Origin of the sequence: Flavobacterium silvaticum (genome assembly GCF_012911565.1) — a bacterium.
Taxonomy (GTDB): domain Bacteria; phylum Bacteroidota; class Bacteroidia; order Flavobacteriales; family Flavobacteriaceae; genus Flavobacterium; species Flavobacterium silvaticum.
In genome coordinates this window covers 297,532-320,401 of sequence record NZ_JAAMPU010000107.1, presented here as the reverse complement: position 1 = coordinate 320,401, position 22,870 = coordinate 297,532, and the positions used below count along the sequence as shown (strand labels likewise).

General features: G+C 45.5%; 21 protein-coding genes. 8 read left to right on the top strand and 13 right to left on the bottom strand.

All coding sequences use genetic code 11. From position 1 onward, the window contains the following. Nucleotides 1-145: 145 nt before the first annotated feature. The 13 genes from G6047_RS13250 to G6047_RS13190 all read right to left on the bottom strand — a co-directional run bounded on the left by G6047_RS13250 (nt 146) and on the right by G6047_RS13190 (nt 13,406). The gene (locus G6047_RS13250) at nt 146-370 is read right to left on the bottom strand and encodes a hypothetical protein (RefSeq protein WP_169527826.1); all 225 of its coding nucleotides are present in this window, start codon (nt 368-370) and stop codon (nt 146-148) included. Between the two features lie 140 nt (nt 371-510). After that, a complete protein-coding gene (locus tag G6047_RS13245) occupies nt 511-666 on the bottom strand; it encodes a hypothetical protein (protein WP_169528105.1) in 156 nt (51 codons plus the stop codon). Nucleotides 667-766: 100 nt separating this feature from the next. Then, a complete protein-coding gene (locus G6047_RS13240; RefSeq protein ID WP_317168287.1) occupies nt 767-1,516 on the bottom strand; it encodes a maleate cis-trans isomerase family protein in 750 nt (249 codons plus the stop codon). A gap of 9 nt (nt 1,517-1,525) precedes the next feature. Continuing rightward, nucleotides 1,526-1,693, bottom strand: coding sequence for a hypothetical protein (locus tag G6047_RS13235; protein WP_169528104.1), 168 nt, complete (start codon nt 1,691-1,693; stop codon nt 1,526-1,528). Beyond that, nucleotides 1,683-2,600 (bottom strand): fumarylacetoacetate hydrolase family protein, encoded by a 918-nt coding sequence (locus tag G6047_RS13230; protein WP_169528103.1) that lies wholly within the window; start codon nt 2,598-2,600, stop codon nt 1,683-1,685. The genes G6047_RS13235 and G6047_RS13230 overlap by 11 nt, the downstream gene beginning before the upstream one ends. A gap of 191 nt (nt 2,601-2,791) precedes the next feature. Beyond that, nucleotides 2,792-3,874: a cupin domain-containing protein gene (locus tag G6047_RS13225; protein WP_169528102.1), complete on the bottom strand. Its 1,083-nt coding sequence runs from the start codon at nt 3,872-3,874 to the stop codon at nt 2,792-2,794. 29 nt (nt 3,875-3,903) lie between these two features. Continuing rightward, nucleotides 3,904-4,884 (bottom strand): carbon-nitrogen hydrolase family protein, encoded by a 981-nt coding sequence (locus G6047_RS13220; protein WP_169528101.1) that lies wholly within the window; start codon nt 4,882-4,884, stop codon nt 3,904-3,906. A gap of 8 nt (nt 4,885-4,892) precedes the next feature. After that, on the bottom strand, nt 4,893-5,330 hold the full coding sequence (locus tag G6047_RS13215) for an acyl-CoA thioesterase (protein ID WP_169528100.1): 438 nt from the start codon (nt 5,328-5,330) through the stop codon (nt 4,893-4,895). A gap of 175 nt (nt 5,331-5,505) precedes the next feature. Continuing rightward, the gene (locus G6047_RS13210) at nt 5,506-7,086 is read right to left on the bottom strand and encodes an FMN-binding glutamate synthase family protein (RefSeq protein ID WP_169528099.1); all 1,581 of its coding nucleotides are present in this window, start codon (nt 7,084-7,086) and stop codon (nt 5,506-5,508) included. 1 nt (nt 7,087) lies between these two features. After that, a complete protein-coding gene (locus G6047_RS13205) occupies nt 7,088-8,593 on the bottom strand; it encodes a T9SS type A sorting domain-containing protein (RefSeq protein ID WP_169528098.1) in 1,506 nt (501 codons plus the stop codon). Further along, nucleotides 8,590-10,194 carry an AMP-binding protein gene (locus tag G6047_RS13200; protein WP_211165442.1) on the bottom strand — a complete coding sequence of 535 codons (1,605 nt, stop codon included), beginning with the start codon at nt 10,192-10,194 and terminating at the stop codon, nt 8,590-8,592. Before G6047_RS13200 ends, G6047_RS13205 begins: the two co-directional genes overlap by 4 nt. 64 nt (nt 10,195-10,258) lie before the next feature. Beyond that, nucleotides 10,259-12,568, bottom strand: a complete 2,310-nt coding sequence (locus tag G6047_RS13195; RefSeq protein WP_169528097.1) for an oxidoreductase — start codon at nt 12,566-12,568, stop codon at nt 10,259-10,261. 229 nt (nt 12,569-12,797) lie between these two features. Further along, complete coding sequence (locus tag G6047_RS13190; protein ID WP_169528096.1) at nt 12,798-13,406, bottom strand: flavin reductase family protein; 609 nt, start codon at nt 13,404-13,406, stop codon at nt 12,798-12,800. A 221-nt stretch (nt 13,407-13,627) separates the two neighbouring features. Between G6047_RS13190 and G6047_RS13185 the strand changes: the two genes are divergently transcribed. From G6047_RS13185 to acs, 8 genes are all read left to right on the top strand, one after another. Next, nucleotides 13,628-14,047: an IS1/IS1595 family N-terminal zinc-binding domain-containing protein gene (locus G6047_RS13185; protein WP_169528095.1), complete on the top strand. Its 420-nt coding sequence runs from the start codon at nt 13,628-13,630 to the stop codon at nt 14,045-14,047. A gap of 128 nt (nt 14,048-14,175) precedes the next feature. Further along, the gene (locus G6047_RS13180; RefSeq protein ID WP_169528094.1) at nt 14,176-15,552 is read left to right on the top strand and encodes a porin; all 1,377 of its coding nucleotides are present in this window, start codon (nt 14,176-14,178) and stop codon (nt 15,550-15,552) included. A gap of 112 nt (nt 15,553-15,664) precedes the next feature. Beyond that, entirely contained in the window at nt 15,665-17,212 is a 1,548-nt protein-coding gene (locus G6047_RS13175) for an MFS transporter (RefSeq protein ID WP_169528093.1), read from the top strand. Nucleotides 17,213-17,221: 9 nt separating this feature from the next. Next, on the top strand, nt 17,222-17,440 hold the full coding sequence (locus G6047_RS13170; RefSeq protein WP_169528092.1) for a DUF6814 family protein: 219 nt from the start codon (nt 17,222-17,224) through the stop codon (nt 17,438-17,440). A gap of 125 nt (nt 17,441-17,565) precedes the next feature. After that, on the top strand, nt 17,566-17,760 hold the full coding sequence (locus G6047_RS13165; RefSeq protein ID WP_169528091.1) for a hypothetical protein: 195 nt from the start codon (nt 17,566-17,568) through the stop codon (nt 17,758-17,760). After that, entirely contained in the window at nt 17,753-20,437 is a 2,685-nt protein-coding gene (locus tag G6047_RS13160; RefSeq protein WP_169528090.1) for an ATP-binding protein, read from the top strand. The genes G6047_RS13165 and G6047_RS13160 overlap by 8 nt, the downstream gene beginning before the upstream one ends. A gap of 5 nt (nt 20,438-20,442) precedes the next feature. Continuing rightward, nucleotides 20,443-20,802, top strand: a complete 360-nt coding sequence (locus tag G6047_RS13155) for a response regulator transcription factor (protein ID WP_169528089.1) — start codon at nt 20,443-20,445, stop codon at nt 20,800-20,802. A 103-nt stretch (nt 20,803-20,905) separates the two neighbouring features. Beyond that, on the top strand, nt 20,906-22,816 hold the full coding sequence (acs, locus tag G6047_RS13150; RefSeq protein ID WP_169528088.1) for an acetate--CoA ligase: 1,911 nt from the start codon (nt 20,906-20,908) through the stop codon (nt 22,814-22,816). Nucleotides 22,817-22,870: the final 54 nt, after the last annotated feature.

The window sequence follows — 22,870 nt, the reverse complement described above, 5'->3', positions numbered from 1 at the left end:
AAGCCAGTAGACAATGATGAATACTATTATTGTTCCTATGCATCCGCCTCCGAGTTTTTTAGCGGTGAAACCAGCAATCAGGGTTTTGAAAAGTCCGTTCATTTGGATTGGTGTTTATTTATTGATTCATTGATTTTGTTCTTTACTATGACTTTTCGACGTTTTGATCTTTGTCGTAAAACTCCATATTTACATCGATCTGGTTGGTATCGATATTGAAGTTTTCGTCGTTCGTCAAAGTTTCATCGTGTTCTTTATAGTGATGCTTTTGGGTTGCATTGCGAACGTTATCTGGATTTCTCTGGTTCGAATGATCGTAATTTTTTTGTCCGTCGTGGCGTTGTTGTGCGCCTTTATTTACAGTTGCCATAAGAATTGATTTTTGAATTACACTAAAGTTACCTCTTCGAAAACCGTTCGGCTTACGTAGTTTTTTCCAAAACTTACAGCATTAGACAAAAAAAACCGACTCAAAATTGAATCGGTTTTCCTGAATTGATTTTGTTATAGTCAGTCATTCGGCTCGTTCAAAAGAGCAAAATACATTTCGTTCGGATCATAATCGAAGTCATAATCGAAATCATCTGAATCGTCGTTTGAATTGTTGATGCGGATGATGTTATCCATGTCTTCGCTGTAAGCTTCCTGATTGTAAGTAGTGTCCATGTTGTGCCGTTTTTGATGTTGTTGTTTTACAAAGTTGACGAAAACGTATTCGCTGGACTTACAGAATTCCTACCTCATGTTGTAAAATTTCTATTTTGGTTTAAAATGAGCCGTTTAACAATTTTCCTCCAATGGTTGATTTGGCTTCAATGCCCAGTTTTTTCATCATCTCATAAGTAGTACAGACGGCAGCGGATGTAACCGGAATTCCTGATTCTTTCTCGATTAAGTCAATGGCTTCCAACGATGGCATCTGGACACAGGCCGATGCTACGATTACATCGACACCAGTTAAATCAAGCCGTTTGTAGATTTCGGGCAGGTTCATTGGGTCTTGTGCCGCGACTTCAAGATTATCAGGAATTTCCAAAGCGATGGAATCCACGACTTCAAATCCCTGATGCTCGATATAATCTACCACGAGATCAGTCAGCGGCCGCATGTAAGGTGTAATGATCGAGACTTTTTTGGCACCGAGGACTTTGAGTCCGTTGATCAAAGCTCCGGCCGATGTGACAATGGGCGTAGGGAAATCATTGGCGACCGTTTCCTGATGAAGATTGACTTCGGACACACAATGATAGCCACGTCCCATGCTCATAATGGCTACGAGACAGGCGTAACCCATGACGTCCACGTGCGCATCTGAAAGTTCCTGGGCGCATTTGAGGCTCATCGCATCCATGGCTTCGAGTTCTTCTTTGGTCACTTTTTTCATACGCATCCGGCTGGAATGAAACGTGAACCTTTCCGGAAGAATGGATTCGCGTGCCCGGAAAATAGCCGGAATTTCGGTTTCCATGGTTACGTTGGACGATGGGACTATTTGCCCGATTCTGTATTTTTTCATTTGGGAAGATTATTTTTTGCCTTTTGAAAATGCGACCACAAAGTAAAGCAGGCTGCATATCAAAAATATAATGTTGATTTTACGCGCGAATGGCGGTGCGCCTTCCGGCCAGATTTGACCTAAAAGAACCATTGCGTTCAATAAAACCAATACCAAAAGCACATATTTATTTTTCACGATCCAGCTTTTTTACGCGATTGGTCAATGTGCCGATTCCTTCTACGGTTGCTTCAACCACATCTCCGTTCCACATCCATTCCTGTGGCTCACGGCCCGCACCGACACCGGCAGGCGTTCCGGTTGCAATGATATCGCCGGGTTCAAGCGTAAAGACCGTGCTCAAATCTTCAATCAGGTCAGGAATCCGGAACAGCAAAAATTTGGTGTTCGAGTTTTGCTTTTCGACGCCGTTCAGAGTCAGCGAAAGATTGAGGTTATGCGGATCTTTGATTTCATCTTTAGTGACGATAACCGGACCCAGAGGCGCAAACGTATCCTGGCCTTTCGAAACGATCCATTGTCCGGCGCGTCGGCAATCGCGTGCCGAAATATCGTTGATGACGGTATAGCCAAAGACATAATCCATAGCATTTTCCTTGGAAACATATTTTGCTTTTTTACCTATTACAACCGCGAGTTCCACTTCCCAATCGAGTTGTTGGGTCAGATTTTCGTTGTGGATGATGTCTGTGTTGGTAGCCGTAACGGCAGTCGGCGGTTTGGAAAATATGACGGGCTTTTGCGGAAGCGTATTGTCCGTGTCCAAAGTCCGGGCACTTTCGGCAACGTGTTCGGTGTAATTAAGTCCGATGCCGATGATGTTCTTACGCGGTTTTGGTATAGGAGCGAGGATGGTTACTTCTGAGGTTGGAAGTGACGATGCCGCAATTACATTTTCACTCGATGCCTTGATGGTATCTTCGATTCGCTTGATTTCCGATTCACCGAGGTCGATAAGTTCGAGCATCGATTTTGGGAATTCGAGGTTATGTTTGAAACCAAGAGTCTCGAGGTCGACAACTACATCGCCATGGAGGACGCCGATTTTTTGTTTGGACTGATGGGAAAAGGTGAGAAGTTTCAAGTTTGTTTATGTGTTGATAGGTTAATGTTTTTTGGTTTAGCCCGGATGGAAGCGGATAGCCCGGAGTTTGGCAACCTTTATTTTTAGGAGCATTCGCAGCGACCAACGGAAGCTCGCGAAGGCGACATAAAAATTTGGTTTCCAAATGAGGACTTGCAGCGCACAGCCGGAACAGCTTCCATTGTTAATTATTAATCGTTAATTGATTCCTGGTACAAACCAAGTTTTTCAATCACCGGCAAGTCGTTGAACGAAAACAAACAGGCATCTTCGCTTTCAGATGCGTTATGGTGTTCGTGTGTGGTCCAGCTCGGGACACAGAAAATGTCGCGTGCTGCCCAGTCAAACCGATGTCCGCCAATAATGGAATAGCCGCTTCCTTTAGCACATTGATATACAAAGGAACCGGTGTGTTTGTGAGGTTTTCCTTTGAATCCGGCACGTAACAATTGCATGGATGCTCCCATGGTCTGCATGACGTGGCCGCCTGTCAACGGGTTGGAATAGTGCATCAACACGCCATCGAAAGGCGAATCTTCGGTTACTTTTGCCGTCTCCAACAGCGCAGGGTAGACATCTTTCCACGCATATTTGAACAAAGGCGAATACGGTTTGTCCCAGTTGTGTCCGGAAGGTAGCAATCCGGCTCCGGCGTAACTCAGCGGAAGGAAATTCGTCGGTGCAATTAAAGGCTGCTTTCCGTCGTAAACCGCATAATCATTGGCTTCAAGTGCATTGACAAGCGGAATGTCGAGGCCGTCCTGCCATACGCAAGTCTTTCCATTTTCGGCTACTCCGTGCTCGTGCCAGGCGGAATTGGGTGTGATGACGAAATCGTTGACTTCAAATGTTACTTTATTTCCGTCAACAACCGTGTAGCCGCCTTCGCCTTCCATGATGAACCGCAATGCCGAAGCTTTGTGTCGGTGTGCCGAGGTACTTTCTCCGGGGCGCGTGACCTGGATTCCGGTGTACAGCCAACCGACGGCAGCCGAAACATCTTTGCGTTTGTCATTAACCAGATAGACTACACGTCGTCCGGCTTTTTCGGGAGTCACGAGGTCGCTTGATTTGAGTACGAGTTCGCGTAAATCATCGTATTTCCACAGCATAGGAACGGAAGACGTTCGCGGTTCCCAAGGTTCGATATCGTTGGCAACTGTCCAGAGCGCGCCTGCTCCGAGGGTTTCGAGCTCTTTGTAGTAGGCTTCAAGTTCGGGCGTGTCCTGGACGCGGGCGCGGCCTATTACGTCATCTGAGTGTTTTGATTCCACCTGATTTAAATTATTGTTTAGTACTATTTTTATTTTTTATCATCGTTGAAATGCTCACCAACAAAGGTTATCTTTTTCGTCGGCGCTGTATTGACCCTTAAATCAAAAATGTCAAAACGGTTGTAATGTCCCAGAATATCGTGCATTTGCTTGGGTTGGATGCATTTCGATAAATCAATATTTGCATAAACGATTCCTTCATCGTCGATCAAAGGTTGTCCGATTACAGCACCATTAGGCCCGATGAAACCGGAAAAAGCAGAATTCTTTCTATCGAGCAATTCGTCTACATTCGGTACATCTTCACGCAATCTGTCCTTGATTTCCTGGGAAATAGTCGAACAAGAGACAATCGTAAACAATTTTCCTTCGAACGAATGAGCCGCCGCACGGATTTTTATCGCTTCCGCCATATCATAATCGGGTGGAGCGACCGGAAGCGAAATATAATTGGCAATATGAATCAGTTCGCCTTGGGCCAGTAGCGTAAAACGGGCCAGCGTGTTTGTATTTTCACCGCAAGCCAAGGTTCCGATTGGCCCGATTTCGGTTTTATAGACTTTTAGCGAAGATCCGTCACCGGCTGTCCATGTCAGTTTCTCAGCCCATGTCGGAACCAGTTTCCTATGCTTTCCGACAAGATTTCCGCCGTTGTCGATAATCAGGTTCGTGTTGTAGATTTCGCCATAACTGTCGCCGCGTTCATTGATCCCGATGACAATATGGATGTCGTTTTCCCTGGCCGAATCAAATATCCGTTGCAAATGAACATCGTCCATCGATACCGAATTCCGGTACAATCCCTCATACCATTTGCTCCCCTGGACCGGTGTCATGATCCAGTTCCAGTACGGATACCCGGATATGAAAACTTCAGGAAACGCGATCAGTTTTGCTCCGTTGCCAGCGGCTTCTTTGATAAATGAAATCGCTTTGTCGACCGTTTTTTCAACATCAAGAAAAACAGGCGAAGTCTGGACTGTAGCGGCTTTGAATTTTGGAAAATCCACCTTGGTTATTATTTATTGTGATTATTATTAGTTATGAATGCAGAAATGAGGTTTCTGGTCTCGTCGGTAAAAGGAACGGCTTTGATTTGGTTCGGCCCTTTATCAAGCCCTACATTCACCAAAGTCACTTCTCCTTCAAGGCAGATACTTCCGTCAGCATGGGTAAAAGCAAAGCCACAAGTGACCGATGCGCCACCCAGATTCGTTACCCAAAGCGACTTTTCAAGTTCGTCCCCAATACGCGCCGGCTTTTTGAACTGGACTTTTAAGTCAACTGTCGGAATACCATTGGTCGTGTGTATTTTGGAAAATGGCCTTTCGAGAGCTTCCCCAAACCAATCCTCGACCAGATCGTTGAGCATTTCGAGAAACCGAGGATAAAAAACGATACCCGCAAAATCGACGTGTTTGAACCGTACCGTCTCTGTTTTTGTAAATTTTTTCATGTTTTTTTATGGCGGACAGTTCGGGCTTCCGTTTCAATCTTTTGTCAATTCGCGGTTTTGATGCGCATCTTAAAGCTTCCTTTGGTCGTATTAATCTACGCTCATAACCAGCTTCATTATCCAAAAGGATTTCCACTAAATCCCGGCCGCGCTATTTTTTCAATTCCATCTTCAATCAGAATTGGGAGCTGCTTGCCCGTTTCCAATCGTAAAAATATTTATCCGGAACATTCTCCGGCTGTAACATGCAACCTTTTTTCAATTCCGGGAACAACTCTTCAAAAGTCGCGATCTTCGTTTTATCTATCCGCATACTCACCACATCTCTGCCCACATTATCCGGATGGTCAATTCCTGCCGATGCAATCAGGTCCATGGCGCTCTTGACGGTTTCATTGTGGTAATTCGTTACATGGACGCTCTTTTTCTCCACGACAAGACCCCGCACCAATCGCTCGTCCTGAGTCGCAACTCCGGTCGGGCAGGTGTTGGCATGGCATTCCAGAGCCTGGATGCAACCCAAAGCGAACATCATCCCGCGGGCCGAATTGCAAATATCGGCACCCATGGAAAGAGCTCGAATAATGTCGAATCCCGAAATGATCTTTCCGCTGGCAATGATCTTTATCTCGTCTTTCAAATCGAATCCGTTGAGGCAATCGTATACGAAAGCCAACGCCTCGCGCAACGGCATCCCGACATGGTCTGAATATTCGGGTGGTGCCGCACCGGTTCCGCCTTCGCCTCCGTCAACTGTGATGAAGTCGAATCTTGTTCCGGTTTCAGACATCGCCTTACAAATCGAAATGAACTCAGACTTATTCCCGATGCATATTTTCATCCCGATTGGTTTTCCTCCTGAGCCTTTCCGGAGCAGTTCCACGAAATCCATCAATTCCAACGGAGTCTTAAATGCGGTATGGGCAGGAGGAGAGACAATATCATGGCCTTTGCCGACTAATCGTATATCCGCGATCTCATCGGTGACTTTTTCCTTTGGCAAAATACCTCCGTGACCCGGTTTGGCACCTTGTGAAAACTTGATTTCGATCATTTTGACATTTTCTTTTGTCGCGCGTTGGCTGAAATGTTCGTACGAAAAATTTCCGTTCTCATCACGACAGCTGAAATATCCGGTTCCGATATTCCAGACCACATCGCCTCCGCGTAAGTGATAAGGAGACAAGCCGCCTTCGCCTGTGTTATGGTAAAAGCCGCCTTCTCTGGCACCGTCGTTCAAAGCCATGACCGCATTCCGGCTCAGCGAACCGTAACTCATGGCGCTGATGTTGAACAAGCTCGCATAATAAGGCTGCGTGCATTGGGACGACCCGACTTTGACGCGCGGATTCGTATTGACATCTTTAAACGCGATGGCCCGAATGCTGTGGTTGATCCATTGGTAGCCTTCGTCATAGACATTTAGCTGCGTTCCGAAAGGTTTGTTATCTGAACTTTTGGCACTTCGTTCATAGACCAGGTCGCGTTGCAGACGGCTGAATGGTTTTCCATCGGTGTCGCTTTCTATAAAGTATTGGCGTATCTCCGGACGTATCTTTTGCAGTAGGTTGCGCATATGGCCGATAACCGGAAAATTCCTCAGGATCGATTGTGTCGGTTGAAGCAGGTCATAAATCCCGAGTAAAATAAGCGGTATAAAAAACACCAGCAGGAAAATGAATTTCCAGCTGATGGAATATAAAATGGCAGTCAGCGCCAGAGCGGTCAGGCTCGATATGACGAATATCTTTCTCAATTCAGTTTTTTATGACTTTGGTTTTGAAAAGACCTTTTTGTGTTTGTAGTTCCAGCGTATACAAACCTGTTGTGAGCTCAGAAATATCAATGTCAGAAGTTCGTTTGCCTTCAAGGATTTTTCTTCCGTTCATGTCTGAAATCTCATAAGAATCTGTCTCATGATCCAGATGAACCAAGTTTTTTGATGGATTCGGATACATCATAAATGATAGAGGCTCGGTAAAAACTGAATCAGATAATACTGCGGGTGAAAGCTTCAGTATCCACATATCGTAATCGCCGTGGTTCTGTGTTGCATCAAGATCTGACGAGCCGGAACTTCCGCAAAAAGCAAAGCCGTTGTCCGAAGTCTGCACGATCATAGATCCCAAATCGGCCCCGGTTCCGCCATAAACGTCTTTATACAACAAATCGCCCGATGCGGTATAGCCGGCAATTGCCATATCATCTCCATGACAATCCAGAAAATCTCCATAAACATAAGGGGAATTCATGGCCGCTCTTCCGGCCGTAACAATAGAGCCGTCATTTGCTTCTATCAGGCTCAATCCGGAACATCCGCCATTAGACCGGAGTTCCCGGCTCCATAAAATAGTTCCTTCGGCATCGAATTTCAATGTCCACCAGGCTGAAAAAAGTACAATTCCGTCAAGGTCGCCATCGTTAGATTGTGTAGAGCCTGTAAATGCGTAAGTGCCGTCGGAGAGACGTATCAAATTGTCTATTCCTTCGTTACCGGATCCTCCAAATGTTTTTTGCCATTGCAGATTTCCGTCCTGATCCAGTTTGATCACCCAGCTGTCGCGATTGCCGTGACTGCCAGTAACGTCTCCATCTGCCGAATCAGTATAACCGCCACCCAAAAATCCGCCATCATCTGTCAATACAACGCTGTACATGGCATCACGCTGGGAACCGCCGTATGTTTTTTGCCAAACTACATTCGCCTGTTCATCCAGCTTAACGAACCAGGCGTCTAGAAGTGGTGATGCAGCTGTTGGCCCACTGGCTCCTGCCATGATATAACCGCCTCCCGGAAGTGGCTTGATATCAAGGCCGTGATCGAGATTGTTCCCGCCGATTGTTTTTTCCCAAACCAGATTTCCATCCGGATCCAGTTTCACAAGCCATGCATCTACGAGGCCGTTATTTTGCGATACATCTCCGTTCCAGGACAAGGTGCCTCCACAAACCAGGTATCCGTCGGTCAGTTCCAATACGCGGTAAGCATATTCGTATTGGCTTCCGCCTAACGTTTTTTGCCATTCCATTTCTCCTGAGGCATCGGTTTTAACGACCCAGATATCATCCAACCCGTGAGCTCCACTGATGTCTCCGTCGGAAGAAGCCGTAGTTCCGGTAAAAACATAGCCGCCATCTGAACTCTGGATGATTGTTTTAGCTTGGTCGGCGTTTGATCCGCCAAAAGATTTTTGCCACTCAATAACTGGTTGTCCGTAACAAAATGACGAAATGGACAATACAAAAAGTAATTTTCTGATCATGCCTTTTTAAGTTTAAAGCGTTGGATTTTTCCTGTTTCCGTCTTAGGAAGCTGTTCTATAAAAGTAATAATTCTGGGATATTTGTACGGAGCGGCAGTATTTTTAAACCAATCCTGGATTTCCTTTGCTTTTTCTGGCGACGCATATTTCGGTTCCCTAAGAACAATATAGGCACAAACCAACATGCCGCGTTCTTCATCCGGAGCCGATGTCACAGCGCATTCCGCTATTTCGGGATGCATCAGCAGCACGCTTTCCACTTCAATCGCCGATATGTTGTAACCCGATGAAATGATCATGTCATCGCCTCTGGTCACGAACCAGAAATAGCCATCTGCATCTTTACGGAAGATATCGCCGGTTATGTTCCAGCCGTTTTCTACATATTCGAGTTGTTTTTCAGGCGCATTCAGGTATTTGCAGCCTGTGATTCCGCGTACGGCAAGTCTTCCGTGTTCGCCGTTTGTGATTTCATTTCCGTTTGGGTCGACGATTTTCGCTTCGTAACCGCGGATTGGCAAACCTGTGGCTCCGGGTTTCATATTTTCTTCGGTCGATGAGATGAAGATGTGAAGTATCTCGGTCGATCCGATTCCGTCGATGATTTTCAGCCCGGTCGCATCGAACCAATCCTGCCAGACCTTCAAAGGCAATGTTTCTCCTGCCGATACACATTTTCTCAATGACGAAATATCGAAGTCTTTTGCCAAGGTAGTCAGCACGCGATACGCTGTCGGAGCTGTGAAAATAATAGAGATTTTATGTTCAGAAATGGCTTTGAGCAGCAATTCAGGTGATGGTTTTTCTATAAGGAAAGTCGAGGCACCAAAGTAAAACGGAAACAGTACCAGGCCTCCAAGCCCGAATGTAAATCCAAGCGGCGGGCTTCCGGTAAAAATATCGTCTGGCGTAGGTTGAAGTGAATATTTCGGGAACGCTTCGCAGATGAGCAAAACGTCGCGGTGATAGTGGGACGTCATCTTTGGTTTTCCGGTGGTTCCGGACGTAAAACCAATGAGTGAAATGGAATCTTGCTTTGTTGGGAAATTTTTAAATTGAGTCGGTTTGGCAAACATCATACGTTCGAGTTCGGACGGATTTTGCCCTGTTCCATCAAACGCCACGATTTTCTTTAAATGTTCAGATGAAACGTCACACAAGGCATCAAGTAAGCGTTCATCGCAGAATGCATGCGAGATTTCAGCGCTGTCACACATTACGGTCAGTTCTTTTTCCCGAAGCAACGGCATGGTAGCGACTACAATTCCGCCTGCTTTCAGGATTCCGAACCAACACGCCACGAACATGGGGTTATTTGCCGACCTTATCAAAACCCGATTACCGGAAACAAAGCCTAAATCATAGGTCAAAACCTGAGCAATCTGATTTGACTTTTCGTATAAATCGCGGAATGTCCAAACCGAATCAAACGTCCGGATGGCAATCCTGTCACCGTTTCCATCGCGAATATGGCGATCGAGCAATTTATCGACACAATTCAGGTCATCCGGAAACACAAAATCCGGATCGTCCCAAATGTAATCAGGCTGCAATTCCAACGCTGGCAAGTGTCTTTCGGCGAAATTATCCTCGTAAACCAAGATATTATTTATTGATATTTTTATTTTTTATTTACGCTATTTTTGAATTGTTAACCGTTAATCGTTACTTGTTGACTTTCCCGTGGCTCTCCGGCTTCAAAGCCCGTTTCATGCCTTCCTTTTCCATCCGTTCTGATTTTTTCTGCGGATATAAAAATTCAGTCCCTTTTAGGTATTGATTCGGAATGTCATCAGGCTGATAGCCTTCATAAGCCTGTGCATTGCGGACGAAATTCGCATCGAGCAACAACGGTTTTCCAAGGGCGACAAGATCTGCGCGACCGTTGAGCAGAATGGTGTTGATCTGATCTATATCTGTGATTCCGCCAGTAGTGATTGTCGGGATTTCAACCGTATTACGGATTAAATCTGAAAACGGCGTTTGCCACATCCTTCCGGGTTGCATTTTTTGATGGGAAACGGTATTTCCGGTTGAGACGTTGATGATGTCTGCGCCGGCCTTTTTATATGCGGTTGCTATGGCAATGACGTCCTGCTCAGAAATTCCATTCTCGGCCCAGTCAGATGCTGAAATCCGGACTGAAATTGGTTTCTGCGGATTGAATATTTCACGGATTGCCGTAAAGACCTGTAACGGGAACCGCAACCTGTTTTCAATGCTTCCGCCAAATTCATCGGTTCTGATGTTGGTCAAAGGCGACAGGAATGACGCGAGAAGATAACCGTGATGCGATTGGAGTTCGATCATGTCGAAACCGGCTTCGTCAGCATTTACGGCGGCATTGACAAATTCAGCTGTGACTTTGTGCATATCAGCTTCGGTCATTTCGCGAGGCGTTGGCATGTTTTCGTGAAATGGGATTGCAGATGCCGAAATGGTTTCCCAGCCTTTTTTGTCAAGTGGGACATTCGGCCCAAACGATGGAACCTTGACTGAACCTTTCCTTCCGGAATGTGCGAGTTGTATCCCTATTTTTGACTTGCTGTTCCGGTGGATGAAATCTACAATCCGTTTCCAGGCAAGCATTTGTTTTTCAGACCATAATCCGGCATCACCAATAGTTATTCTTCCGGTTTTTGAAACGGCAGTCGCTTCGGCGATTATGAGGCCTACACCACCCGTTGCACGCGCACCGTAATGCATCAGATGCCAGTCTGAAACCAAACCGTTGTCAGCGGAATATTGGCCCATAGGCGACATGACAATTCTATTTTTGAGCTGCATCGACCTCAACGAGAATGGTGTGAATGCGGCCGGAACTGATACTTTAAAGTTACCTATGGCGCAATTGAACTCGGTCAATACATGATCTGTAAACGATTTGTCACGAAGGCCGAGATTCTCAAAAGTGACTTTTTTGGCACGCGTCATGACCCCAAAGGCAAATTGCATGAAATCGTGCTTCATGTGGCGTTCCATGTTTTCGAACCAATCAAGTGAAACACCCGCGGCGTGCTGGATCATTTCTACCCGATTGCGGCGTTTGGCTTCATATTGGGCGAATGCTTTTTGTTTATCCGTTCCGTTTGAAACGATGGCATCAGATAAAGCAATCGCGCATTCCATCGCTAATTTGGTTCCTGAACCGATAGAGTAGTGGGCCGTGGCTTTTGCGTCACCAAGAAGTGCAATGTTTGCATGACTCCATTTTTGATTGGTGATCGTAGGGAATTGGCGCCAGTGTGATTTGTTCGAAATGAGGCCGTGACCGTCTAGTTCTTCTTTGAAGATTTCAGAAAGCTTGGCGATTGTTCCTGCTTCGTCTTCTGTTTTGAAGCCTGCTCTTTCCCAGGTTTCGGGCGTACATTCGAAAATCCAGGTGCTTTTTCCTTTTTCGTATTGGTAGGTGTGTGCTACGAAAGTGCCGAAATCTGTCGACCGAAAGAAATAGGTAAAGGCATCAAGTGGTCTTGTCGAACCGAGCCAGACAAACTTATTTTGTTGGAGTTTTATTGAAGTGCCGAATTCAGATGCGTATCTATCGCGGATTTGACTGTTCAGGCCATCGGCAGCAATGATGTAGTCGCTGTCTTTGAATTCCGAATCGTCAGTGATATTGTGTTCGTAATGCAGGTTGACGCCTTCTTCGCGGCAACGTTGCTGCAATAATTCCAAAAGGGTTTTCCGTGAACATCCGCAAAATCCGTTGCCTTTGATACGGACAATTTCGCCATCGCGGGCTACGTCAAGGTCGTCCCAATAGGCAAACCGGCTTCGGATGAGTTCGTATGATTTTGGATCACGGGTCAGGAATTCGCTTAAAGTTTCATCGCTGAAAACCACGCCGAAGCCAAAAGCGTCATCTGATTTATTGCGTTCATAAACGTCGATCTGGGCTTGTGGCAAGGCCTTTTTGGTCAGGATTGAAAAATAGAGCCCGCCGGGGCCGCCGCCAATTACGCTGATTTTCATATCTGGACGGTTTTGCAAAAGGGATGCGAGTGAAACGAGGCTAAAGGCCGAATTGGCGAAGCAAAAGCCCACAGTTTAGACGACTGTTTGAACCAACTAAAAACAGCGACCAACGGAAGCTGGAATTTTGTTGTGTGAAAACGAAGGATAAACAAGGAATTACCTTCGGTCAGTTGGCCTGCGGCTCGGGTGAAGCGGGTCAGCCCGGTCCCAAAGGATTTGCCCAAATTCATACCGGTCTTTTTATAGTGAATAATTCGCCTAAAGTAGCATAGTTGGCTCCTGCGAGACGGGAAACTGGTTTATAGTTGTCGAGGTTTATTTTATGGCCGTCGAGTAAAACGGAGTCGTCAAAATGCATCATCACGATTCGGCCGACCAGTAATACCGCGCCGCCGTTGCTGTGGCCTTCGATGAAATAATGATGGACGAGTTCGCACTCAAAATGAATAAGGCTTTCGCCGACCCTGGCTGGTTTTATTTTGACCGATGGGACGGGAGTGAGGCCTGCAAGCTCGAATTCATCGACGTCATGTGGAACGAGTTGGGCCGTGAGATTCATTTTTTCGACGGTTTCCTCGGTGACCATATTGACAACGAATTGTTTGTTGGCGAGTATGTTGTTTAAGGTGTCTTTGTTTCGATCACCGGTTCTGGCACATGAAAACATTAAATGTGGCGGATCTTCGCTGATGACGTTGAAAAAAGAAAAAGGGGCAAGGTTGCCGATTCCTTCAGTACTGATACTGGAAACCCAGCCTATAGGTCGCGGAATCACGGCTCCGGTAATCAATTTATATATAGCTGATCCATCTAAATGGTTCGGGTCAAATTGCATGTGGTGGTGGTTTTCACAAATTAACGGATTTTTTTGGCAGGTAGCTATATTCGGAATAGGTGAAAAATTAATTAGCTATTCGGGTTTTTACCACTGATGGTTGATAACATCCTAATAAATAGCTTTAAAAATTATATATGTGAAAAATTAATGGTGATTTTTTTACGGTTATCACTTTTGTATAATTGCTAAATTGCTATATTTATGCAAATTTTTTATATATGACTGTTTCCGAATGCCCGAGATGCCAGAGCCAGAACATCGTAAAAAGCGGCGTAGTCAACGAAAGGCAGCGCTATTTGTGCAAAAAATGCAATTACTATTTCACGGTAAACAAGATTGGGAAGCGAATAGATAATTATTATGTAACCAAGGCGCTGCAGTTGTATTTGGAAGGAATCAGCTACCGTGAGATTGAACGCATCATTGGTGTTTCACACGTTACGGTGAGCAATTGGGTTAAGGAATTCAAGGTAAAGAAGCCATCGCACACGGACTATCATCCTACATACAAGATTTTCAATCATTTGGAACTTGTAGAGTACTTAAAGGATAAAGGCCATTTGTCCGGAGCCGGAATGATCATTACGGAATTAGGCGATAAATTCATGCTGATCAAGTGGGAGCGTTTCAAAGATTGACTTAATTGAAAAATGAGCCTGAAATCAATCAACCTATACTCATTTACAAAAAAATATAGCATTCTTTTCTCAAACGATTGAAATCCTGAATTTGGCTCCAGTCTAAAACCAACCAAATTCATTCAACTATGAGAAATCTAATAAAAGGGCTGATTTTATCCTGTATTGGAACTGCCGCATTTGCCCAGGGTTCTCCCGATTACGGTGCCGGGATGAAATTCAACCTCAACGATGATGGCACAAAATACCTTCGCGTGCTTGCCTGGAATCAAATCTGGCTCAGGTCTACCGAAATGAACCCCGGGACTTCCATAAATGGGGAAGAAGCTACTTCAAGTACCGACATTGGCAACCGCCGCCTCCGGATTTTGCTTCATGCCCAATTGTCCAAACGCTACATGATCGTGACGCACTTTGGGATCAACAACCAAACGTTTACCAATGGTGGCGCAGCAGGAACATCTGGAACGGGCGCATACGGACAAGGTAAGAAGCCGGGACTTTTCTTTACCGATGCGTGGAACGAATACGCCGTAGTATTGCCAGGCGAAGCCAACAAATTCAGTCTTTCGCTCGGTGGCGGATTGCATTACTACATGGGACTTTCACGTATGACGATGTCCTCTACGCTGAACTATCTTACTGTCGATGCGCCAATTTTCAACTGGCCGTTGATTGAAAATTCAGATCAGTTCGCCCGACAGATGGGATTGTTCGCCAAAGGAAAATACGGTCACTTTGAATACAGATTGAGTTATAATAAGCCTTTTGCCACGAACCAGGTTCCGGTTGATGTCACAGATGCATCGGCTGCTGTAGCTGTCGACAACAACGGAAATACCAAATGGTCAAAAGCAGGTTACTTCGAGTATCAGTTTTTTGATATCGAATCGAATCTGCTGCCTTATAAAGTAGGTACCTACGTCGGAACCAAGAAAGTCTTTAACCTGGGTGCCGGATTCTATTCTGCGCCCGATGCTACACGTACTTCCGTAAACGGAGTCATCGATAAACACAATATTACCTTGCTCTCCGCCGATGCGTTTCTGGACATGCCAATCGGAAAAAAGGAAAAGAAAATGGCCATAACGGCTTACAGTGTGTTCTATAATTATGATTTCGGGCCGAATTACCTCAGGAACCTTGGGATCATGAACGTAGGTTCAGCCACTCCCGATTTTGCAGGACAAGCGGCACTTGCCGGTCCCGGAAACACGCAGCCAACAATGGGAACCGGAAATATCTGGTATACACAGGCTGGGTTTCTTTTGCCGTGTTCAGCAGAAAAACCTAAGGTTCGTATCCAGCCGTTCGGCGCTTACACTTACAAAGACTTCGAAGCGTTGGATAAATCAAGCAGCCAGTTCGATGTAGGCGCAAACTTCTTTCTCGACGGTCATCATGCCAAGATCACGACACAATATTCCACACGTCCGGTATATGTGACCAAAAGCGACTCTTCCTTAAAGGGTGAATTTATTCTGCAATTACAGATTTATTTATAAATGCTAATTAAAGATTGTAAAATGATAATTTAATATCGGCAATCATTTAATAAATTATCAATATTTATATTTCTAAAAATCTTAAAAACCAAACAATACTAAAACTGAAAAAATGAGTGATACATCAACAAAAGGTATCTGGAAAGTCATCTCGGCCTCATCTGTCGGGACGCTTATCGAATGGTACGATTTCTATTTATTCGGAAGCCTCGCGGTAGTCTTATCTACCAAATTCTTCCCTTCAGACAATCCGACAGCAGCATTCCTGTCCACACTGGCCACGTTTGCTGCTGGTTTCGTCGTTCGTCCTTTCGGGGCATTGTTCTTTGGGCGACTCGGAGATTTGATCGGACGCAAATACACCTTTATGGTCACCTTGCTGCTCATGGGTGGCGCGACATTCCTCATCGGATGTATCCCTGGTTATGAAACCATCGGATTCTTTGCGCCGTTGCTCGTCCTGATTCTTCGTCTATTGCAAGGATTGGCATTGGGGGGAGAATACGGCGGAGCTGCGACCTATGTAGCCGAACACGCCCCAAAAGGCCAAAGAGGTTATTGGACCTCATGGATTCAGACTACGGCAACTGTCGGTCTGTTCGTTTCACTTGTGGTAATACTGACAACAAAAGCAGTAATCTCAAAAGAAGCTTTTGAAGATTGGGGCTGGCGCGTTCCGTTCTGGATTTCTATCCTGATGGTATTCGTTTCTTACATCATCCGCAAGAACATGCACGAATCGCCTGAATTTGCAAAGGCAAAGGCAGAAGGGAAAACATCGACCAATCCGTTAAAGGAAAGCTTCGGGAACAAATACAACCTCAAATTCGTATTGTTGGCCTTATTCGGAGCCACGATGGGCCAGGGTGTCGTTTGGTATACGGGACAATTCTACGCGATGAGTTTCCTCAAGACGGTAATGTCCGTAGATGCGACCCAGGTTGACAGCCTTCTTGGAATCGCCTTGATTTTTGCCACACCTTTCTTTGTGGTGTTTGGTTGGCTTTCAGATAAGATTGGACGCAAAGTCATCATCCTTGGCGGAATGTTACTGGCCATTTTGCTTTATCGCCCTATCTACAAATCGATGTACGAAACTACAGATCTTGCTTTGAAAACCGAAGTCGCAGGCAGTGCAATTACCACGTTTTCCGTTAAAGAAATCGAAGGGACAAAGACGGATTCCATCTACACCACCAAAAAATCTTTTGTTGACGGAACTGCTGTAGAAGAAATCAAAACCGTCCATCTCGACAACGGGAAACGCATCCAGGACGACAAAGGAAAAGACAAGGTCGATACCAAAACCACCAAAACGATTCCGTCCGCGGATAAATGGTACTTAGTTTTCCTGGTGTTCATACAGGTTATTTTTGTGACGATGGTTTACGGCCCGATCGCTGCTTTCCTTGTGGAAATGTTCCCTGTCCGGATCCGGTACACATCAATGTCGCTTCCGTATCACATTGGTAACGGAATCTTCGGTGGGCTGCTTCCGGCTATCTCGACTTATTTTGTTACGGCGGCAAAAGACAACGGCGATCCGGAATTCTATCTCGAAGGTTTATGGTATCCGATCATCATCGCCTTCGTATCTTTAATCATCGGACTCATATACCTGAGCAGAAAGAACAACACAACTCACGATTCTCACGACTAAAACACACATATGGAAACCATTAAAAGACTTTTTGGCATTGTCTGGATTGCGTTGGCGGTCGCGACAGCTTACTATTGCATCGATATTTTCGGAGGTAAACTTTCTTCCGGAAAACAGGATGACCTGGTATTCGGCATCATCATCTTTTTTATCTTGTTACCTTTGGTCTGCCTCGGCCTGGCGACGTTCGGCTATTATGCCTTGACCAATGAGTACAAGGAAGAATGAAAAATTAACGATTAACAATTAACAATGAAGAGTGGTACTTTATAAATTACTAATTGTTAATCGTTACTTATTAATTGTTAATTACCAGGCCCTTCGGGGCTTTTGGGTTTTAAATACGATTTAGTTTGAAGAAAAGGCATATCCAGAAAATGATTTTGCTCAGCATCTTACTGCTTGCGGCGTTCAATATGCCGTTGGTGTGGTTGTTCAATTCTTCGGTAAGCGTATTCGGGTTGCCTGTGATTTATATGTATTTTTTCTCGTTGTTCTTTATCTCGGCCGTTGTATCCTTTGTAATTTTTAAGCGATACGATGAATAGCGCCGTCCTTTTACTCATACTGCTTGCGTATCTGGCGCTGCTGTTTTTCGCTGCTCAATGGGCCGAGAAGAAAGGCAATTCCAAATGGACGAACAATGCCTATGTCTACACACTTTCCCTTGCGGTGTATTGTACGGCATGGACGTATTACGGAAGCATAGGAACGGCAGCCAAAAGCGGATTGACGTATTTCCCGACGTACATCGGGCCCATCATTATCTTTCCGGCCTGGATTTACATCCTCAAGAAAATCGTCCGTATTTCACGTGTCAATAAAATTTCCAGCATTGCCGATTTCATTTCGCTTCGGTACGGAAACAATCGTGCGCTTGGTGCAGTCGTCACTGTTATTACGATTGTTGCGATCATTCCGTATATCGCCTTACAGATCAAAGCGATTTCCGAGACTTTCCACGTGCTGACAAAAACGCCCGATAACTCCAACGTATTTCTCGATACGACAACCTATGTGGCATTGGTCCTCGCGATTTTTTCCTCATTCTACGGAACCCGATATGTGGATGCGACCGAAAAACGTAAAGGAATCGTAACGGTCGTCGCACTTGAATCGACGCTCAAGCTTTTCTTTTTCCTGATTCTTGGGATTTACGTGACCTTTTTTGTATTCGACGGATTCGGTGACATTTACCAGAGAGCTTCATTACTCGAAGGTTTCAAAGAAAAAAATACCATCCACGGCATTGAAGGCGCAGTCAACTGGTATTTCTATATCATGCTTGCCATGTTCGCCATTTTCCTGTTGCCGAGACAATTTCATATGGCGGTTGTCGAGAACAATCGCGAAAAGCATATCCGCACGGCAATCTGGCTGTTCCCGCTTTATTTGCTGCTGTTCAATTTATTCGTTTTCCCGATTGCGTGGGGCGGAAACATTATGTTCGACAAGGAGCTGCAGCTTAACGCCGATATGTACGCACTCATGATTCCGCAGGCTTTCGGTAACGATTTCCTCGCGATGCTGGTTTTCCTCGGTGGATTTTCGGCAGCGATTTCCATGATTGTCGTCGCTTCGATTACCTTATCGACCATGTTGTCTAATAATTTATTGATTCCTTATGGATTCATCGGGTCGCTTCAGGCGGAACAGGCGCGTAACAACAGACGCATCATCCGCAGCCGCCGCCTAGGGATTTTTATGCTGATTATATTGTCATACCTGAGTTACCGCTACCTGATGGTCAACTTCTCGCTGGTTTCGGTCGGGATGATATCATTCGTTTTCATTGCACAGTTGGCGCCGTCGTTCTTCGGTGCGATTTTCTGGACACGCGGCTCACAGAAAGGCGCGATGACCGGATTGATCATCGGAACCATAATCTGTATTTATACCTTACTTGTACCATATGTCATCGATGTGGTCTTTCCGGCCAACAGCATAGACGAAAACGGGCCGTTCGGAATAATGTGGCTGCGGCCGTTCCATTTATTCGGCATGCCTGTGCTGGAACCTATTCCGCATGCGTTGTTTTGGAGCTTGTTTTTCAATCTCGTCGGTTTTGCCGTGGTTTCTGTCAGTTATAAAGGAGATTACCGCGAGCGCAATTATGCCGAAATGTTCGTCAATATCGACAGCCATATCGTCAACCACGAAAATTCTTTCGTCTGGAGAGGAACGGCTTACATCAGTGATATCGAAAAGGTTTTGGTCCGGTTCCTTGGAGAAGAACGGACGGCACGCGCACTGCGTATCTTCCGGATGAAATATAATATCGATAAAGATGACACGATGGCCGATGCACGTCTGATCAAATTTGCGGAGAATCTCTTGACAGGTCACATTGGAACCGCATCTGCCAAAATCCTCATCGAAGGCGTAAGCAAAGAAGACCGCATCAGCCTGACCGAAGTGTTGCGCATACTCGAAGAATCAAAGGAAAACCTCATCACAAACAGGAAACTCACCGAAACGACCCAGGAACTGCGTCGTTTATCCAACGAACTCGAACTCGCCAATACGTCGCTTATCCACAAGGACAGGCAAAAGGACGAATTCCTCGATACCGTGACGCACGAACTCCGTACGCCAATTACCGCGATTCGGGCTGCGAGCGAGATTTTGCACGATGACGATGAAATCCCCGAAGAACTTCGCAAGCAATTCCTCCAGAACATCATGTCGGAAAGTGACCGATTGAACCGTCTGATCAACAAAATCCTCGATCTCGAGAAATTCGAATCGGGCAGGCAGCAATTGCAGAAGCAGGAAGGCGATTTGCGCGAAACCGTCCGTTTATCTGCCGAACCCTTGATGCAGCTCATGGCGAATCAAAATATTCTCTTTGAAGTGATTGGTGAAAATGTACCGGTCTGGGCCAACTACGATCCGGAACTGATCCTGCAGGTCGTGACGAATCTGCTATCGAATGCCATCAAATTCGCCGATGCCAAGAACGGGAACATTCGCGTCAGTATCGATAAAACGGATGCTTTGAGGATCGTATCTGTCTATAACAACGGCATCAATGTGAATCCGGAAGAGATGGAAGCGATATTCGAGAAATTCTATCAATCGGGAAACCAGAACATAAACAAACCAATCGGAAGCGGCCTGGGCCTTGCCATTTCACGACAAATTGCAGAAATGCACAAAGGCAGCATTTCGGTGACCAATCATTCGCCCAATGGTGTTACTTTTATGCTGAAAATCCCAGCTTAGCTTTTATGAAAAAGATTCTTATTGCAGACGACGAACCCAATATTGTCATGTCGCTCGAATATACCTTCCGCAAAAACGGTTTCCACGTGTTCATTGCGCGAAACGGAAAAGAGGCACTCGACATTCTCGAATCCGAAGTGCCGGATTTGGCATTGCTCGATATCATGATGCCGGAAGTTGACGGGTATTCGATTCTGACAGAAATAAGGAAAGATGAGCGACTGAAGAACTGTAAGGTCGTTTTCCTATCGGCCAAAAATAAAGAAAGCGATATTGAAAAAGGCATGTCGCTGGGTGCCGATGCCTATCTGACAAAGCCTTTTTCCATAAAAAAAATAGTCGAACAGGTCAATGAACTGCTGTGAATCATTGCTATAACAATTTAGCAAAAGTACATGCTGACGGACTATAACGTTTGTTATCTTTACAAAATTAGGTGGTTAAATTCCACATCTAAAAAAATCAGACATGAGTTATTACAAGATTGCAAATTTAGAGCAGTATTTTAAGCATTATCATAAATCGGTTCGTGAGCCACGCAAGTTCTGGGGCAAGATCGCCGAAGAGAATTTCACCTGGTACCAAATGTGGGAAAAGGTTGTCGAATTCAATATGGCAGAAGCCGATATCAAATGGTTCACCGGTGCGAAAGTCAACATTGTCAAGAACTGCATCGATCGTCATCTGGCACGTCGCGGGAATAAGACCGCCATCATTTTCGAACCGAACAATCCTGAAGAAGAAGCACAACATATAACGTATACACAACTGCACGAACGCGTTTGCAAAATGGCGAATGTGTTGCGCGAACAAGGTGTACAAAAGGGAGATCGCGTGTGTATTTATTTACCCATGATACCCGAACTTGCCGTGGCAGTTTTGGCTTGTGCAAGGATCGGAGCGATACATTCGGTGGTTTTTGCCGGATTTTCAGCTTCGGCCGTTGCTACACGAATCAACGATTGCGATTGTAAAATGGTGATTACGTCCGATGGCGGTTTTCGCGGAAACAAAACCATCGACCTCAAAGGTATCATTGACGAAGCCCTCACGCATTGCCCGGGCGTCCATAAAGTACTTGTCGCCAAACGTACGAACGAACAAGTCAACATGGTTTACGGACGCGATATGTGGCTGCAGCCGTTGCTTGATGAGGCATCGGACAATAATGTAGCCGAGATCATGGATGCGGAAGATCCGTTGTTCATCCTCTACACATCCGGCTCGACGGGAAAACCTAAAGGTATGTTACATACCACGGCAGGCTATATGGTCTACACCGCCTATACATTCAAGAATGTCTTTAATTATGAAGAGAACGATGTGTATTGGTGTACGGCCGATATCGGTTGGATCACCGGACATTCCTATATTTTGTACGGACCGCTTCTGAACGGGGCGACGACCGTGATTTTTGAAGGCGTACCTTCTTATCCAGATTTCAGCAGATTCTGGGAAGTCATAGAAAAACATCAGGTGACACAATTTTACACGGCTCCGACTGCAATCCGTTCGTTGGCAAAAGAAAGCATCGATTACGTTCAGGGTTTTCCACTTAAATCATTGAAAGTGATTGGTTCCGTTGGTGAACCTATAAATGAAGAAGCCTGGAACTGGTACAACGACCATGTAGGAGGGAAGCGCTGTCCGGTAGTGGATACGTGGTGGCAGACCGAAACCGGAGGTATCATGATTTCCCCGGTTCCATTCGTCACACCTACAAAACCAACTTATGCAACGTTGCCATTGCCAGGAATCCAACCGGTTCTTATGGACGAAAAACGCAATGAGATAGAGGAGAACCAGGTTGTCGGAAGCCTTTGCATCAAATTCCCGTGGCCGTCTATCGCCAGGACAATCTGGGGCGATCACCAACGCTATAAAGAAACCTATTTTTCCACATTTCCGGGCAAGTATTTTACGGGCGACGGGGCTTTGCGTGACGAAGTCGGCTATTACCGGATTACCGGACGTGTCGACGATGTGATCATCGTTTCCGGACATAACCTTGGAACGGCACCGATAGAAGATGCGATCAACGAACATCAGGCCGTCGCAGAAAGCGCCATCGTCGGATTTCCGCACGATATAAAAGGTAATGCCCTTTACGGATACATCATTCTCAAAGAACACGGTGAAACCCGTAATCAGGAAAACCTCAGAGGCGAGATCAATAAACTTATTTCCGACCAGATCGGGCCTATCGCAAAACTTGACAAAATCCAGTTCGTTTCCGGTCTTCCAAAAACGCGTTCGGGCAAAATCATGAGACGTATTTTGAGAAAGATAGCAGAAGGCGATTATTCCAACTTCGGCGATACGACCACGCTTTTGAACCCGGAAATCGTAGAAGAAATCAAAGCAGGAAAAATAGAATAACTTGCCGTAATTATATAAGAATTTGCTCCTATCCGTAAACATCCGATTGGGGCA

Bases quoted from the DNA above. Each gene is read 5' to 3' on its own strand.
- G6047_RS13250 (WP_169527826.1), bottom strand. From the start codon at position 370: ATGGCAACTGTAAATAAAGGCGCACAACAACGCCACGACGGACAAAAA.
- G6047_RS13245 (WP_169528105.1), bottom strand. From the start codon at position 666: ATGGACACTACTTACAATCAGGAAGCTTACAGCGAAGACATGGATAAC.
- G6047_RS13240 (WP_317168287.1), bottom strand. From the start codon at position 1,516: ATGAAAAAATACAGAATCGGGCAAATAGTCCCATCGTCCAACGTAACC.
- G6047_RS13215 (WP_169528100.1), bottom strand. From the start codon at position 5,330: ATGAAAAAATTTACAAAAACAGAGACGGTACGGTTCAAACACGTCGAT.
- G6047_RS13205 (WP_169528098.1), bottom strand. From the start codon at position 8,593: ATGATCAGAAAATTACTTTTTGTATTGTCCATTTCGTCATTTTGTTAC.
- G6047_RS13195 (WP_169528097.1), bottom strand. From the start codon at position 12,568: ATGAAAATCAGCGTAATTGGCGGCGGCCCCGGCGGGCTCTATTTTTCA.
- G6047_RS13190 (WP_169528096.1), bottom strand. From the start codon at position 13,406: ATGCAATTTGACCCGAACCATTTAGATGGATCAGCTATATATAAATTG.
- G6047_RS13185 (WP_169528095.1), top strand. From the start codon at position 13,628: ATGACTGTTTCCGAATGCCCGAGATGCCAGAGCCAGAACATCGTAAAA.
- G6047_RS13180 (WP_169528094.1), top strand. From the start codon at position 14,176: ATGAGAAATCTAATAAAAGGGCTGATTTTATCCTGTATTGGAACTGCC.
- G6047_RS13175 (WP_169528093.1), top strand. From the start codon at position 15,665: ATGAGTGATACATCAACAAAAGGTATCTGGAAAGTCATCTCGGCCTCA.
- G6047_RS13170 (WP_169528092.1), top strand. From the start codon at position 17,222: ATGGAAACCATTAAAAGACTTTTTGGCATTGTCTGGATTGCGTTGGCG.
- G6047_RS13160 (WP_169528090.1), top strand. From the start codon at position 17,753: ATGAATAGCGCCGTCCTTTTACTCATACTGCTTGCGTATCTGGCGCTG.
- G6047_RS13155 (WP_169528089.1), top strand. From the start codon at position 20,443: ATGAAAAAGATTCTTATTGCAGACGACGAACCCAATATTGTCATGTCG.
- acs (WP_169528088.1), top strand. From the start codon at position 20,906: ATGAGTTATTACAAGATTGCAAATTTAGAGCAGTATTTTAAGCATTAT.